This is a genomic window from Zongyangia hominis, from assembly GCF_014385095.1.
Taxonomy (GTDB): domain Bacteria; phylum Bacillota; class Clostridia; order Oscillospirales; family Ruminococcaceae; genus Zongyangia; species Zongyangia hominis.
The window spans coordinates 43,213-57,191 of record NZ_JACRTC010000006.1 but is presented as its reverse complement, the minus strand read 5'-3'; the positions used below and the strand labels follow the sequence as shown (position 1 = coordinate 57,191).

The 13,979-nt window shown below is 60.1% G+C and carries 13 protein-coding genes; 10 read left to right on the top strand and 3 right to left on the bottom strand.

Annotated features, from left to right (window positions below):
- Positions 1-91: 91 nt before the first annotated feature.
- Entirely contained in the window at positions 92-1,966 is a 1,875-nt protein-coding gene (locus H8709_RS09040) for an aconitate hydratase (RefSeq protein ID WP_392391677.1), read from the bottom strand.
- A gap of 516 nt (positions 1,967-2,482) precedes the next feature.
- Between H8709_RS09040 and H8709_RS09035 the strand changes: the two genes are divergently transcribed.
- From H8709_RS09035 to H8709_RS11830, 4 genes are all read left to right on the top strand, one after another.
- Complete coding sequence (locus H8709_RS09035; protein ID WP_262398181.1) at positions 2,483-3,388, top strand: ClpP family protease; 906 nt, start codon at positions 2,483-2,485, stop codon at positions 3,386-3,388.
- A complete protein-coding gene (locus H8709_RS09030; RefSeq protein WP_262398054.1) occupies positions 3,385-3,618 on the top strand; it encodes a YlzJ-like family protein in 234 nt (77 codons plus the stop codon). The genes H8709_RS09035 and H8709_RS09030 overlap by 4 nt, the downstream gene beginning before the upstream one ends.
- Before the next feature lie 28 nt (positions 3,619-3,646).
- Positions 3,647-4,528: an undecaprenyl-diphosphate phosphatase gene (locus tag H8709_RS09025; RefSeq protein ID WP_262398053.1), complete on the top strand. Its 882-nt coding sequence runs from the start codon at positions 3,647-3,649 to the stop codon at positions 4,526-4,528.
- Positions 4,529-4,733: 205 nt separating this feature from the next.
- Positions 4,734-7,292 (top strand): FtsK/SpoIIIE family DNA translocase, encoded by a 2,559-nt coding sequence (locus H8709_RS11830; RefSeq protein ID WP_316248755.1) that lies wholly within the window; start codon positions 4,734-4,736, stop codon positions 7,290-7,292.
- A 734-nt stretch (positions 7,293-8,026) separates the two neighbouring features.
- Here H8709_RS11830 and H8709_RS09010 read toward each other — a convergent pair.
- Positions 8,027-8,296: a DUF6809 family protein gene (locus tag H8709_RS09010; protein WP_262398052.1), complete on the bottom strand. Its 270-nt coding sequence runs from the start codon at positions 8,294-8,296 to the stop codon at positions 8,027-8,029.
- Between the two features lie 139 nt (positions 8,297-8,435).
- Here H8709_RS09010 and H8709_RS09005 point away from each other — a divergent pair, with 139 nt between their 5' ends.
- The 6 genes from H8709_RS09005 to H8709_RS08980 are packed head-to-tail and all read left to right on the top strand — an operon-like array spanning position 8,436 to position 12,942.
- A complete protein-coding gene (locus tag H8709_RS09005) occupies positions 8,436-8,648 on the top strand; it encodes a helix-turn-helix domain-containing protein (RefSeq protein WP_262398051.1) in 213 nt (70 codons plus the stop codon).
- A gap of 13 nt (positions 8,649-8,661) precedes the next feature.
- Positions 8,662-10,623, top strand: a complete 1,962-nt coding sequence (locus tag H8709_RS09000; protein WP_262398050.1) for a YgiQ family radical SAM protein — start codon at positions 8,662-8,664, stop codon at positions 10,621-10,623.
- A gap of 1 nt (position 10,624) precedes the next feature.
- A complete protein-coding gene (locus tag H8709_RS08995) occupies positions 10,625-11,581 on the top strand; it encodes a ComEC/Rec2 family competence protein (protein ID WP_262398049.1) in 957 nt (318 codons plus the stop codon).
- 13 nt (positions 11,582-11,594) lie between these two features.
- Complete coding sequence (locus H8709_RS08990; RefSeq protein WP_262398048.1) at positions 11,595-11,828, top strand: DUF3006 domain-containing protein; 234 nt, start codon at positions 11,595-11,597, stop codon at positions 11,826-11,828.
- Entirely contained in the window at positions 11,821-12,414 is a 594-nt protein-coding gene (locus H8709_RS08985; RefSeq protein ID WP_262398047.1) for a flavin reductase family protein, read from the top strand. The genes H8709_RS08990 and H8709_RS08985 overlap by 8 nt, the downstream gene beginning before the upstream one ends.
- Before the next feature lie 54 nt (positions 12,415-12,468).
- Positions 12,469-12,942, top strand: a complete 474-nt coding sequence (locus tag H8709_RS08980) for an acyl-CoA thioesterase (protein ID WP_262398046.1) — start codon at positions 12,469-12,471, stop codon at positions 12,940-12,942.
- 188 nt (positions 12,943-13,130) lie between these two features.
- Here H8709_RS08980 and H8709_RS08975 read toward each other — a convergent pair whose 3' ends face one another.
- Positions 13,131-13,841: a TVP38/TMEM64 family protein gene (locus H8709_RS08975; protein WP_262398045.1), complete on the bottom strand. Its 711-nt coding sequence runs from the start codon at positions 13,839-13,841 to the stop codon at positions 13,131-13,133.
- Between the last annotated feature and the right edge of the window lie 138 nt (positions 13,842-13,979).

Genomic DNA, 13,979 nt, shown 5'->3' with positions numbered 1-13,979 from the left:
TCGGACAAAAGCCGTGTTCGATTATGAAAGCTGCAACGCGGGGCCTTCGTTGCGAACCCAAGCACAGGCGCGCCATCCCGCTTTGGAAGGGCTATTTTACGGACTCTTTGGTGTAGTTGAGGAGTCCTCCCGAGAGAAGGATGTCCTTCTGCCGCCCGGAGAGCTCGCAGACGAGGGGGATGTCCTCGCCGTTTACCTTGGCCGCGATGGGCTTGCCGTTTTCAATGCACGCCCGGATGCCGGTGAGTTCCACCGCGTCGCCCAGGCTCAGTTTGTCGTAGTCCGCTTCGTTTGCAAAGGTCAGCGGCACGATGCCGGCGTTAATGAGATTGGCCCGGTGGATGCGGGCAAAGCTCTTGGCGATGACCGCCTTGATGCCCAGATACAGGGGGACCAGCGCCGCATGTTCCCGGGAGGAACCCTGGCCGTAGTTCTGGCCGCCCACGATGATGCCCTTGCCCGCTTTTCTGGCTCTCTCCGGGAACGCCTCGTCGCACACGGCGAAGCAGAAGTTGGAGAGATAGGGGATATTGGAGCGGTAGGGGAGAATCTTGGCGCCCGCCGGCATGATGTGGTCGGTGGTGATGTTGTCGCCGACTTTGAGCAGCACGTCCGCGGAAATGTCCGCCGCGATGGGGTCGGCGTTGGGGAACTCCTTGATATTGGGCCCGCGCAGGATCTGGAGATCTTTGGCTTCCTCGGGGGAGGCGGGGGGCTCGACCATATTGTCGTTGATGAGGAAGTGTTCGGGCAACTCGATCTTAATTTCGTCGCCGAAGGTGCGCGGGTCGGTGAGGACGCCGGTCAGGGCGGAAGCCGCCGCCACCTCGGGGCTAACCAGGTAGACGCCCGCGTCCTTGGTGCCGGAGCGGCCCTCAAAGTTGCGGTTAAAGGTGCGCAGGGAGATGCCGCCCGAGTTGGGGGATTGTCCCATGCCGATGCAGGGGCCGCAGGCGCTTTCCAGGATGCGGGCGCCTGCCGCGATCAGGTCGGCGAGAGCGCCGTTTTGCGCGATCATGTTAAAGACCTGCTTGGAGCCCGGCGCGATGGCCAAAGAGACGTCGGGATGGACGGTTTTGCCTTTCAGCATGGCCGCCACCCGCATGAGATCCAAGTAGGAAGAGTTGGTGCAGGAGCCGATGCAGACCTGGTCGACCTTGATGGGCCCGATTTCGTCGATGGTTTTCACATTGTCCGGGCTGTGGGGACAGGCCGCCATGGGGACAAGCTCGCTTAAATTGATGTCGATGACTTCGTCGTACTCGGCGTCCTCGTCTGCGAAGACGGGAACCCAGTTTTCTTCCCGCCCCTGGGCCGCGAGGAAGGACTTGGTCACCTCGTCGGAGGGGAAGACGGAGGTGGTGGCGCCCAGCTCCGCGCCCATGTTGGTGATGGTGGCGCGCTCGGGGACGGTCAGGGTGGCAACGCCCTCGCCGCCGTACTCGATGATCTTGGAGACGCCGCCCTTAACGGACATCCGGCGCAGGACCTCCAAAATGACGTCCTTCGCCGCCACAAAGGGCCGCAGTTTGCCGGTGAGGTTGACCCGCACCATTTTCGGCATGGTGATGTAATAGGCACCGCCGCCCATGGCCACCGCCACGTCTAAGCCGCCCGCGCCGAAGGCCAGCATGCCGATGCCGCCGCCAGTGGGGGTGTGGCTGTCCGAGCCGATGAGAGTCTTGCCCGGGATGCCGAAGCGCTCCAGGTGGACCTGATGGCAGATGCCGTTGCCCGGCCGGGAGAAATAGATGCCGTGCTTTTTGGCGATGGAGCCGATAAACCGGTGATCGTCCGCGCTTTCAAAGCCGGACTGGAGGGTGTTGTGGTCGATGTAAGCGACGCTGCGCTCGGTCTTAACCCGCTCCACCCCCATGGCCTCAAATTCCAGATAAGCCATGGTGCCGGTGGCGTCCTGTGTCAGCGTCTGATCGATGCGAAGACCGATCTCCTCGCCGACCTTCATCTGGCCGTCCACCAAATGGTTCTTTATGATTTTCTGAGCGATGGTATAACCCAAATGTACCGCCCCTTTCCAGAAATTGAACTAACAAAGATACACTTAATTTTATAATACATTATATATATTGTCAATGTTTTAACATGTTAAAGTAATGTAAATTCGGCGAAATACCGCGGAAAAATGGAGGGCGAGGGGAAAACAGGATACCGCGGGGAAAGAAAAGAAAAAATGAAAAAGAATCTTAAGAACCGGCAAATTGACATAGATATGAAAGGTAGTCTATAATGAAGCGTATGACAAAACAAAAGTTTGGCAGCTTCGGAGAAGAGAAAACTGAGCCGGAGCGTGATAAATGCGCCGCCGCGGTCAATACTAGTGGGAGTAATGAACGCGGAGGTGGATTTTTTGTCACAGGAAGAAAAAAAGGAGCGGCTTCGCGCCCAAGAGGACCCAGTCCAGGAGAGCGGAGACGCCAATGGGGACGAATCCCAGGACGAGCAGGAAAAAACCGACGAAAAGATGTCGGCCCAGCAGTCCCAAATTATCGAGACGGGGTCGGTAACCCCGGTGGGAGGCAAGCATGTCATCCACTGCCTGACCATCGTCGGGCAGATCGAGGGGCACTACATCCTGCCGCCCCAAAATAAGACGACCAAATATGAGCATGTGATTCCTCAGCTGGTGGCCATCGAACAAGATCCCCGCATCGAAGGGCTCATCATCATCCTCAACACCGTGGGCGGTGACGTGGAGGCGGGCCTTGCTATCGCCGAGCTCATCGCCGGGATGAAAAAGCCCACCGTTTCCCTGGTGCTGGGCGGCGGACATTCCATCGGCGTGCCTTTGGCGTGCAGCGCCAAACAGTCCTTTATCGCGCCGTCGGCCACCATGACCGTCCACCCGGTGCGGATGAGCGGGTTGGTGCTGGGCGTGCCCCAGACCCTGTCCTATTTTGACAAGATGCAAGAGCGCATCGTCAACTTTGTCATCGACAATTCCCACATTTCCCCCGAGCGCTTCCGGGAGCTGATGATGAACACCGGGGAGCTTGTCATGGATGTGGGCACCGTACTCGACGGGGAAAACGCCGTGGAGGAAGGCCTGATCGATCATCTGGGCGGCCTGTCCGACGCCATCGGATGCCTTTACGACCTCATCGAGGAGCAGGATGGTGCGGAAGAAGACGGCGGGGAGGACGACAAGGAAGAAAAGCCCAAAGCCGCCAGCCGAAAGAAGGCGGACGGGGAGAAAGCTTCCTCCAGTCCCAATACCCCCAGCGGGAACCCGCCCAGAAAGCGGCCCAAGGCCGCCGGAAAGAAAAAGTCCGGCGAAGGGGAAAAAGCGTCCGGCGCCCGCAATGGCAAGGACGCGGATACAAAACCCAAAGGCGGGAAGAAGAAACAGGCCGGGGGGGAAGCGCGATGATCCTTTACACCACCCAGCCCGCGGAGCTCATTTTTCCCACCGATGCAAGCGCCTACCAGTGTTCCACCGCCCGGGTGGGGGGACAACTGGTCATGGGCGTGCGGCAGGGGCGCTCCTTTCAGGTGACCCGGCTCCTGTCCACCGACCCGGCGGCCTATCTCAACCCCGGCTTTACGCCCGGCGCACAGATATTCCTCGACGAAAATGATTCCGAAACGGCGGCTTTTTAGCCCCGCCGTTACATAGGAGGTAACAGCTTTGTCTATTCTCAACGCCATCTTCCAGGCCATCGTCCAGGGCCTGACCGAGTTTCTCCCCGTTTCCAGCTCCGGACACCTGTCCCTGGTCCAGCATTTTACCGGCGTGAGCGGGGAAACCGGCATCTTCTTTTCCATCATGCTCCATCTGGGCACCCTGATCGCCGTGTTCGTGGCGTTCTGGCCCACCATCAAGCGCCTGATCGTGGAGTTCTTCCTCATGATCGGCGACATCTTCCGGGGCCGCTTCAGGCTCAAAGAGGCAAACCCCTACCGCCGGATGATCCTTTTGCTCATCGTCTCCTTAGTGCCGCTGATTCCGTTTTACTTTCTCAGCGACTTCTATAAGGGCCTTGCCTCCGACAAGAGCATCTTAGCCGAGGGCATCTGCTTCCTCATCACCGCCGCCCTCCTTTTCATCGCCGACCGGCGGATGGACGGGCGCAAGACCGCCAAAAACATGCGCTTTGCCGACGCCGTCGCCATCGGTATCGCCCAGGGCATCGCCCCGCTGCCCGGCGTCTCCCGCTCCGGTTCCACCATCTCCGTGGGACTCATGTGCGGGCTCAAAAAGGAATACGCGGTCAAGTTCTCCTTCATCATGGGCATCCCCGCCGTGCTGGCGGCGAACCTCGTGGAACTCAAGGACGCCATGGAGGTGGGCACCCAGGGCGTGGGCGCCGCCGCGCTGATTGTGGGCGTTTTGGTCTCCGCCGTGGTGGGCTTTTTGGCCATCAAGATGGTTCAGTGGCTGCTCAAGGAAAACAAGTTTAAGATCTTTGCCTACTACACCCTGATTCTGGGCATCCTGGTCATCACAATCGCCATCATCGAACTGCTGATGGGCCAGAATATCGCCGCCTTCTTCGGGTGGATCAAATAGCGAGACCTCCCCGGATACAACCGAATGGGTCCCCGGCGGCTTTCCGCCGGCTTCGTCAAAAAAAGGCTCTGCACGCAGGGCCTTTTTTGTGTTATAATAAATCTGATTACGCACGCGGGAAGCCGCCTTGTCCGGAACGAGGCCGCCTTTGCCGCTTTGCATGACACTGCTTTGCATTTCAAACCGAAAAGAAAGGGATTACCATATGCCTGCAACGACCACTGGAAAGAAGAAGACCCCCAGCCGGTCCTCCTCTTCCGCCTCAAAAAAGAAGCCGTCCACCCAGCGGATGACGGCGGCACAAAAGCGCCAAAAGCTGGAACAGGAGCGCCGGGCCCGGCAGCAGATCGGAGCCATCGTCCTGTTTGCGGTGGGGCTGCTCTGCCTGTGCCTGACCCTCATCGAGGGACAAAACGTCTGGAAATGGATGCACGACGGCCTGTTCGGCCTGTTCGGCTGGTGCGCCTGGCTCATCGCTCCGGTGTTTATCTACATCGCCGTGGTGGTGACCATGGATAAGAAAAACTTCCTCTTGGGCCACAAAATCTGGCAGGCGGGGGTGCTTTTCCTCCTCATCTGCGCGGCCACCCAGGTCTTCGGCAAGAACCTGGTTCTGGGGGAGAGCTTGTGGGACAAGCTGGGCTATCTCTTCGAGCAGGGCAAAACCTTCTCGGGCGGGGGACTGGCTTCCGCCCTCTTCGCCATGCCGCTGACAAGCCTTCTGGGAAGCGTGGGAGCGGGCATCGTCATCGTCCTGCTCATCTTTGTTTTCCTCATGATTTTTACCGGCTTTACCCTCATTGATCTGTTCCAAACCGCGGCAAAGCCGGTCAAACGGATGGAGCAGGTCTACATAGAAAAGGCCCAGGAGAAGGAGGAGCGGGCGGCCCAGGCCTCCTTTAACATCGACGTGCCGCTGGACAAGGAGTCCAAGTTTATGCCCGCCCATCCGGTGGAAGCGCCCAAGGGCACGGGCGCGGCGGCCATGAGCCCCGAGGAGGAGCAGGCGTGGGCCGAGGCGGAGCTGTTAAAACAGCAGGCCCAGGCCACGGCCAAAAAGCTCCGAGAAAGCGAGCAAATCAGGGAGGAAGCGAACAAAAAGCCCATGGAGCTGGTGGAGGAACTGCCTCCCATCAAGGCCCCCGATCCGGTGGAAATTCTGGACGGCCCCGAGGAGGAGCCGGCGGCGGTGTCCGCCATCCCGCCCTTTGCCGTGGAGGACGCTCCCCCCGTCATCCAGACGGACAGCCCCAAGGAGGAGGGCTTCCAGTTTGATTTCGGCGGTGCCGTCACCGAGGCCCCCCAGGTTCATCCCCGTCCGCCGCTGAGCCTTCTCAAGGAGCCGGGTCCCGCCCGCACCGGCGATGAAAACGAACAGCAAAACGGAGAAATCCTCATCGAGACGTTAAAGAGCTTCGGGGTCCGGGCCAGCATCATCGACATCGCCCGGGGCCCGGCGGTCACCCGGTATGAACTCCAGCCCGCCGCCGGGGTCAAGATCAGCAAGATCACGAACCTCGCCGACGACATCGCGCTCAACCTGGCCGCCGCCGGGGTGCGCATCGAGGCCCCCATCCCCGGCAAGCCCGCCGTGGGCATCGAGGTGCCCAACAAGAACGTGGGGCTCGTGGGCATCCGTGAGATCATCGATTCCAAGGAGTTTGAGCAGAGTAAGAGCAAGCTCACCGTGGCTTTGGGCAAGGACGTCTCGGGCAATATCGCCGTGGCCGACATCGGCAAGATGCCCCATATGCTCATCGCCGGGGCCACCGGCTCCGGTAAATCGGTGTGCATCAACTCCATCATCATCAGCCTGCTCTATAAAGCCACCCCCGACGAGGTCAAGCTCCTGATGGTGGACCCCAAGGTGGTGGAGCTGGGCGTCTATAACGGCATCCCCAACCTCTTGGTCCCGGTGGTCACCGACCCGAGAAAAGCCGCCGGTGCCCTCAACTGGGCGGTCAACGAGATGTTAAACCGCTATAAGCTCTTCGCCGACAACGGGGTCAGGGACCTCAAAGGCTTCAATAAGCTGGCAAACTCCAAGGAGGAGGAAGCTCTGAAGCCTCTGCCGGAGATCGTCATCATCATCGACGAGCTGGCCGACCTGATGATGGCCGCCCCCAACGAGGTGGAGGACGCCATCTGCCGTCTGGCCCAGATGGCCCGGGCGGCGGGCATGCATCTGGTCATCGCCACCCAGCGTCCGTCGGTGGACGTCATCACCGGCGTCATCAAGGCCAATATCCCCAGCCGCATCGCCTTCGCCGTCTCCTCCCAGGTGGACTCCCGCACCATCCTGGACATGGGCGGCGCGGAAAAGCTCTTAGGCCGGGGCGATATGCTCTTTTACCCCGTGGGCATGCCCAAGCCCCTGCGCGTCCAGGGCTGCTACGTCTCGGACAGCGAGGTGGAACGGGTGGTGGCCTTTGTCAAGGAGGCCCAGGACGCCGACTATGACGAAGACGTGATGGAGGAGATTGAAAAGCAGGCGGTGGCCGAGAAGGGAAGCGGCGGCGACGGCGGCGGCTTCTCCGACGAGGACGAAATGCTCCCCAAAGCCATCGAGTGCGTCATCGAGGCCGGACAGGCCTCCACCTCCCTGCTCCAGCGGCGGCTCAAACTGGGCTACGCCCGGGCGGCCCGTCTCGTCGACGAGATGGAACAGCGGGGTGTGGTGGGCCCGTTTGAGGGCAGCAAGCCCCGGCAGGTCCTCATGACCCGCCAGCAGTGGATTGAGATGAACATGCAAAAGGACGAGTAAAAGGAAAAGAAGCGGGATGTTCCCCGCTTCTTTTGAAATAGGATTTATGAACATGGGAGCCCCAGGTGGGCATTGGCGCCGACAGTGCCCAGGTCTTGCCCCCGCGCGTGCTTTGAGGCGGCGTGACCGGCGCGACTGTCCGGTATCCCCCACCGGCAGGTGGCCGCTCATGCCGCGGGGGCACACCCTTTCCCTTGCCGGAAAGGATGCAAAGGGCACAGCAAGGGGGACACCCCCTTGCTGACATCCCCCAAGGATCGCGCTCTGGGTTTGCATGGTCTGACAGTCTCCCTCCACGCGAAGCGTTCGCGGAGTATCACAGCCACCGGCTCGCTCGCCGCTCGAAAGGGGCTCACGCCCCGCGGCGTACGAGACCACCGTCACGATTGCCCGCCGGGAGGCGCGTACTTTGGCGTCCGTGGGCGGGAATCAGTGCGAAGCACTGACAGCCACCCGGTCCACAGCGCGGGACGCTCTTGTTTTCGCCCGCGCTGTTAGAGGGTGGGTGCCGCCCATGCCCATGGGTTGCCATGCGGCCGCATAAGCGGGGTTTTCGAAGGGGTGTCCCCTTGGATCACTTTTGCATCCTTTTCTTGAGAGAAAAGGATGTGCCCGCCCCGGCACGAGGGGCACGCCTACCGGCGAGGATGCCGGACAGTCGCGGCGATGACGCCGCCGCAAAGCACGCGCGATGGAAAGGCTTCGACGGCGACTGTGCCCTGCGCGTTACGGGCTTATTCCTCCTCATGGATGTTGACGCCCGCGAACAGGGAGGCCCCCAGCGAAAAGCCGCGCTGGAAGGCGCAGTCCCGCTCCAGATCGGTGCAGAGACTCATGGCGTCGTAATAGCGCAGCAGCACCCTTTTGCGGGGGCCCAGCATATTTTTGAGCAGGCGCTGGTAGTAGCGGAAGAGCCGCATGGAACGGTCGTATTCCAGGGCGTCCTCGGGGAGCACGGCGTGCTCCTTCTCTTGGGCGTAGAGCTTGGCGAGAGCCGGTTGCATTTTATCCCCTCCTTTGTTTTGATTAAACGCTGCGAGCGAAAGGGGAGAATAATAACTCCTAGAGTTATTATAGAGGCGAAAGGGACAATTTTCAAGAAGGAAATAACTATAAGAGTTATTTTGAGAAGGAGGCACATATATGTCCGTCAAAATTAATCTGAAAGAAATCCTAAAAGAGAAACGGATGACGATGAAAGAGTTATCCGTTTTAACGGGCATCCGCCCCAACACCATTTCCAACCTCAGCAAAGAAACAGCAATGCGAATTCAGTTCGATCAGATCGATGCGCTCTGTAAGGCGCTGGACTGCACAGTCGGGGAGCTGTTTGAATATATTCCCGACAAAAAATAGATAGGAGCAAGTTATGGCAGAATTTTTACCCATCTTTAAGCGGGACATGGCGGCCCGGGGCTGGGAGGAATGCGACTTCATCTGCGTCACCGGCGACGCCTATGTGGACCACCCCAGCTTCGGTGTGGCCATCATCTCCCGGCTTTTGGAAAGCCTGGGATACAGGGTGGGGGTCATCCCCCAGCCCAACTGGAAAAATCTTACCGACATCACCCGGCTGGGCAAGCCCCGGTACGGGTTCTTTGTCACGTCGGGGAACATCGACTCCATGGTGGCCCACTACACCGTCGCCAAGCGTAAGCGCAGCGACGATGAGTACACCGCAGGGGGCAAAGCGGGACGGCGTCCCGACCGGGCGGTGATCGTCTATGCGAAGCTCATCAAAGAGGCCTATCCCGACGTTCCCGTGATCATCGGGGGCCTGGAGGCGTCGCTCAGACGCTTTGCCCATTATGACTACTGGGACGACGCGGTGCGCCCCTCCATCCTGGTAGACGCGGGGGCGGACCTCATCTCCTACGGCATGGGCGAGCACCAGACCGAGGAGATTGCGAGGCGGCTCTCCGCCGGGGAGGACATTTCCGAGATGCGGGACATCCGGGGCACCTGCTACCTCTGCCGCCAATTCGAGCTGCCCCAGGACGCGGTGTCCTGCGCCTCCTTTGACAAGGTGGCGTCGGACAAGACCGCCTACGCCAGGGCCTGCAAGACCCAGATCGACGAGCAGGACCACATCAGCGGCAAGGCGGTCATTCAAAAGCATGGGGAAGTCTATCTGGTGCAAAACCGCCCCAGCCTCCCCCTGACGACCTCCGAGCTCGACCGCATCTACGCCCTGGATTACGCCCGCACCTATCATCCCGAGTATGAGAAACTGGGCGGCGTCCCCGGCATCCAGGAGGTGGAGTTTTCCATCGCCCACAACCGGGGCTGCTTCGGCGCGTGCAACTTCTGCTCCATCGCCTTCCACCAGGGCCGGTACGTCACCACCCGCAGCGAGGAATCCGTCCTCGAGGAGGCGAAGCTCTTAACCCGGCTTCCCGGCTTCAAGGGCTACATCCACGACATCGGCGGCCCCACCGCCAACTTCCGCCAACCCTCCTGTAAAAAGCAGGAGAAGGCGGGGCTCTGTAAGGGGAAAAAGTGTCTGGCCCCCGCGCCCTGCCCGGCGCTTGAAGTCGATCACACCGAATATTTGGAGCTGCTGCGCAAGGTACGGGAGCTGCCGAAAGTCAAAAAGGTGTTCATCCGCTCCGGTATCCGGTACGACTACGTCATCCGGGACAAGGACGACCGGTTTTTGGAGGAGCTCGTCGAGCACCACGTCTCGGGCCAGCTCAAGGTGGCCCCCGAGCATTGCAGCGCCCGGGTATTGGACATGATGGGCAAGCCCCACATCTCCGCCTACGAGGAGTTCCAGGAGAAGTTTTACCGGGCCACCAAGCGGGCGGGGAAGGAGCAGTACCTCGTGCCCTATCTCATGTCTTCCCACCCGGGTTCCACCCTCAAGGACGCGGTGCAGCTGGCCCTATTCCTCAAGAAAAACAACATACATCCCGAGCAGGTGCAGGACTTTTATCCCACGCCGGGCACCGTCTCCACCTGCATGTTTTATACGGGGCTCGACCCCAACACCATGAAGCCGGTCTATGTCCCCCGCACTTCGGAGGAAAAAATGATGCAGCGGGTGCTGCTCCAATACTTTAAACCCCAGAACCGCCCCCATGTCATCCGGGCGCTCAAGGCCGCCGGCCGGGAGGACCTCATTGGCAAGGGGCCGGGCTGCCTGGTCAGCGCCCCTTATGACCCCAATGCCAAATATAAGGCCCAGGCGCAGGAGAAGCCGGGGCAGCGGGAAAACCGGAACCCCAAGGGCCGGCAGACGTCCCGCACCGGCGGCAAGGACGCCGGGCGCGGCAAAGGCGGCGGCCGGGGCGGAAAAGATACAGGAAAACAGCGGGGAAGGAGAGGATAACATGAGCCGGCGCAGACGCAGAAACGGAGCGATACTGGGAACGGTGGGCGGCATCTTGGCGCTGCTCTGCCTACTTGTGACGGTGGCGTCCCATGTGGAGCTGCCCTTCCCGTTTCCCACCTGGGACCAGATCTTCGACGGGACCGGGCTCAAGGAGAGCCGTCCGGTCATCGGCGCCGACGTGGAGGGCGGCATCACCGTCCACGTCATCGATGTGGGCCAGGGGGAGAGCATTCTCATCAAAACCGACAGCGGCAACGTCCTCATCGACGCGGGTGAAAACGATCAGGGTCCCACGGTGATGGATTATCTCCAAAGCCAGGGGGTCGAGACCATCGACTATTTTGTGGGCACCCATCCCCATTCCGACCACATCGGCGGCATGGACTACATCATCGAACACATGGACGTCAAAGAGGTCGTCATGTCCGACATCCCCGACAGCATCCTGCCCACCACCAAGACCTTTCAGGATGTGCTGGCCGCCGTCCAGAAAAAGAATTTGGAGATCACCGTGGTGGAGCCGGGGGACTCCTTCGATTTGGGCCCCGTCCACTTCGCGGTGCTGGCGCCAATCAAAGCGTACGATGATCTCAACGACGTCTCGGTGGTCCTCAAAATGACTTATGGGGAGCGCTCCTTCCTCTTCCCCGGCGACGCGGAGAAGACTTCGGAAAAGGACATGGCGTCGTCGGGGAAGGATTTGTCCGCCGACGTGCTGGTGGCCGGACATCACGGCAGCCGCACCTCCTCCAGTAACGCCTTTCTGGACAAGGTGAACCCCGCCTATGTGGCCATCTCCTGCGGGAAGGACAACAGCTACGGCCACCCCCACAAGGAGACGCTGGAAAATCTGGAAACAAGAAAGATCGCCGTCAACCGCACCGACGAGGAGGGCTCCATCATCTATCTGACCGACGGAAAAAATATTGCGGTGCAGACGGAAAAGGCCGCGTAAGGAGGGGATTTTGGTGCAATCTATTTGTATCGACCGCTTGGAAGAGGGCGTCGCCGTCTGCCAGGACGAAAGCGGCGCGAAGCTGGAAATCCCGGCCGTGCGGCTGCCGGCGGGCGCTATGGAAGGGGACTGGCTCCTCTTCGACGGCGCTCGGTTCTTCCCCGACCCCGAGCGGACCAGACGGGAGCGGGAAAAGGTGAAAAATCTTTTCCACAGTCTAAAAAAACGGAGGAATAGCGATGGGTAAGGTACTCTGGAACCCGGGTACCCTCTTGGGGCCCGTGCCGCCGGCCCTCGTCACCTGCGGGAGTATGGAGCGCCCCAATATCCTCACGGTGGCCTGGACGGGCATTGTCAACACCAAGCCCCCCATGACCTATGTGTCCGTGCGGCCCGAGCGGTATTCCTACCCCCTCATCCGGTCGTCGGGGGAGTTTGTCATCAACCTGACGATCGCCTCGATGGTCCGCGCCGCAGACTTCTGCGGGGTCAAAAGCGGGCGGGACTTGGACAAATTCGCCGCCTGCGGGCTGCATGCCATCCCCGGGTCCAAGGTGACGGCCCCGGTATTGAAGGAGAGCCCCTTGAGCCTCGAATGCCGGGTGAAGGACGTCTTAGAGCTTGGGAGCCACCACATGTTTTTGGCGGAAATCCTGGGCCTCGACGTGGAGGAGGGGCTCATCGACAAGGACGGCGGACTCCACCTGGAAAGGGCGGGGCTCATGGGTTACGCCCACGGCGCCTATTACGCGCTGGGGGAGCGCCTTGGCACCTTTGGGTACTCGGTGCGCAAAAAGCCCCTGAAAAAGCGCGGGCGGCCCCAAAAGGAATAGGCGCTTTTGCCCCAAAGACGCGGGAAGCGACAAGAAAGCAAGGAGGAAAACCAAATGGAAGAAGCAAAACGGGTTTCCGATTCCTATACGGAACAAATCCACATCCTCATGCCCCAGCACATCAACGGCTATCAGCGGATGTTCGGCGGCGTGCTCATGCAATGGATTGACGTGGTGGCCGCCGTGGTGGCCCGGCGCCATTCAAATTGCAACGTGACCACCGCCTCGGTGGATAACCTCCAGTTCAAGGCGGCGGCCCACGTCAACTGTACCATCTTCATGTCCGGACGGGTCACCTATGTGGGCAGGACCTCTATGGAGGTGCGGGTGGAGACCTTCGTCGAGGAGCTCGACGGCCAGCGCAAAATGGTCAACCGGGCCTATTTGGTCTTTGTGGCGCTGGACGAAAACGAGCACCCCGTGCCGGTGCCCCGCCTCATCCTCGAAACCGACGAGGACCGCAAGGAGTGGGAGGCCGGACAAAAGCGCCACGCCCTGCGCAAACAGCGGCGGCTGGAACATTACTAAGAGAGCACTCGTGAAATGGCGTCCGCCAACCGGTGGCCCCGCGTTATGGGGGCCGGTTGACGTAAAGCGCCCTCACTTCCGGGAATGGCGCCACATTTTTTTAAAATAGGGTGGACTGATCTGATATTCAGATAAAAAAGGCAGGGACGCCGTCAGACGTCCCTGCCTTTTTTCTTCCAACAGGATTCCTACTCCTCCTTTTGGAGCTTTGCTATAAAGTGCTTGTGGATAAGGATGCCGGCGATGCCCACGACGCCCACCCCGGCGAAGACCAGCACCGAGGTCAGCACATTGCCCTCGATGAAGGAGGAGCCGACAAAGGTGGAGGAGATGACCGAGGGGATGCGGGCAAAGAGGGAGAGGAAGAGGAAGCGCCCCAAGGAAATGGGGGTGATGCCCGCCACATAGGTCAGCACGTCCTTGGGTGTGCCGGGGATGAAGAAGAGAAGGAAGATGAGGGTTTCTAAGCGGGTGGTGTTATTTAAAAACTTGTAGCTTTTGAGCTGCTCCTCGCTGACAAATTTGGTCAGCAGCGGGTAGCCGAATTTTTTGACGGCCAAAAAGATGCCGCCGGTGCCGATGAGGAGCCCCAGATAGCAGGTGAAGAGGCCGCCCCAGGTGCCGAACATGGCCCCGGCCAGCAGCTCGATGGGCTCGCCGGGCAGTACCGCCACCACCACCTGCAGCACCTGCAGCCCCAGGATGATGAAGAATCCCCCCGCGCCGAAGGAGCGCAGGGTGTTTTTAAAACTTTCCAAATTTTCGGGCTTGGTCAGGGAGGAGATGAAGGGGAACGCCGCGACGGTTACGCCTACGAGGACCAGGACCACCAGCACCAGGGCCACAATTTGCCCGGGGGTGAGCTTTCGCTCCTTTTTGCCTGTGGTTTCATTTGTCATGCTGCTACCGGCCTTTCTGTATCAAAATGACGTTCTGCAATTTTTGGAGCTGGAAGCGTCCAGCATTTGCTTTGTAAGTTTTAAAGCGCCCCGCATAGAATAGTTACTGTCCCGCCGGGACACTTAATCTTTGAAAAT

What these genes read in the sequence shown, in the direction of transcription:
- H8709_RS09010 (WP_262398052.1), bottom strand. Translation starts at nt 8,296, where the DNA reads ATGCAACCGGCTCTCGCCAAGCTCTACGCCCAAGAGAAGGAGCACGCC.
- H8709_RS08980 (WP_262398046.1), top strand. Translation starts at nt 12,469, where the DNA reads ATGGAAGAAGCAAAACGGGTTTCCGATTCCTATACGGAACAAATCCAC.
- H8709_RS08985 (WP_262398047.1), top strand. Translation starts at nt 11,821, where the DNA reads ATGGGTAAGGTACTCTGGAACCCGGGTACCCTCTTGGGGCCCGTGCCG.
- H8709_RS09030 (WP_262398054.1), top strand. Translation starts at nt 3,385, where the DNA reads ATGATCCTTTACACCACCCAGCCCGCGGAGCTCATTTTTCCCACCGAT.
- H8709_RS08995 (WP_262398049.1), top strand. Translation starts at nt 10,625, where the DNA reads ATGAGCCGGCGCAGACGCAGAAACGGAGCGATACTGGGAACGGTGGGC.
- H8709_RS09000 (WP_262398050.1), top strand. Translation starts at nt 8,662, where the DNA reads ATGGCAGAATTTTTACCCATCTTTAAGCGGGACATGGCGGCCCGGGGC.
- H8709_RS11830 (WP_316248755.1), top strand. Translation starts at nt 4,734, where the DNA reads ATGCCTGCAACGACCACTGGAAAGAAGAAGACCCCCAGCCGGTCCTCC.
- H8709_RS08975 (WP_262398045.1), bottom strand. Translation starts at nt 13,841, where the DNA reads ATGACAAATGAAACCACAGGCAAAAAGGAGCGAAAGCTCACCCCCGGG.
- H8709_RS09035 (WP_262398181.1), top strand. Translation starts at nt 2,483, where the DNA reads ATGTCGGCCCAGCAGTCCCAAATTATCGAGACGGGGTCGGTAACCCCG.
- H8709_RS09040 (WP_392391677.1), bottom strand. Translation starts at nt 1,966, where the DNA reads ATGAAGGTCGGCGAGGAGATCGGTCTTCGCATCGATCAGACGCTGACA.
- H8709_RS09005 (WP_262398051.1), top strand. Translation starts at nt 8,436, where the DNA reads ATGTCCGTCAAAATTAATCTGAAAGAAATCCTAAAAGAGAAACGGATG.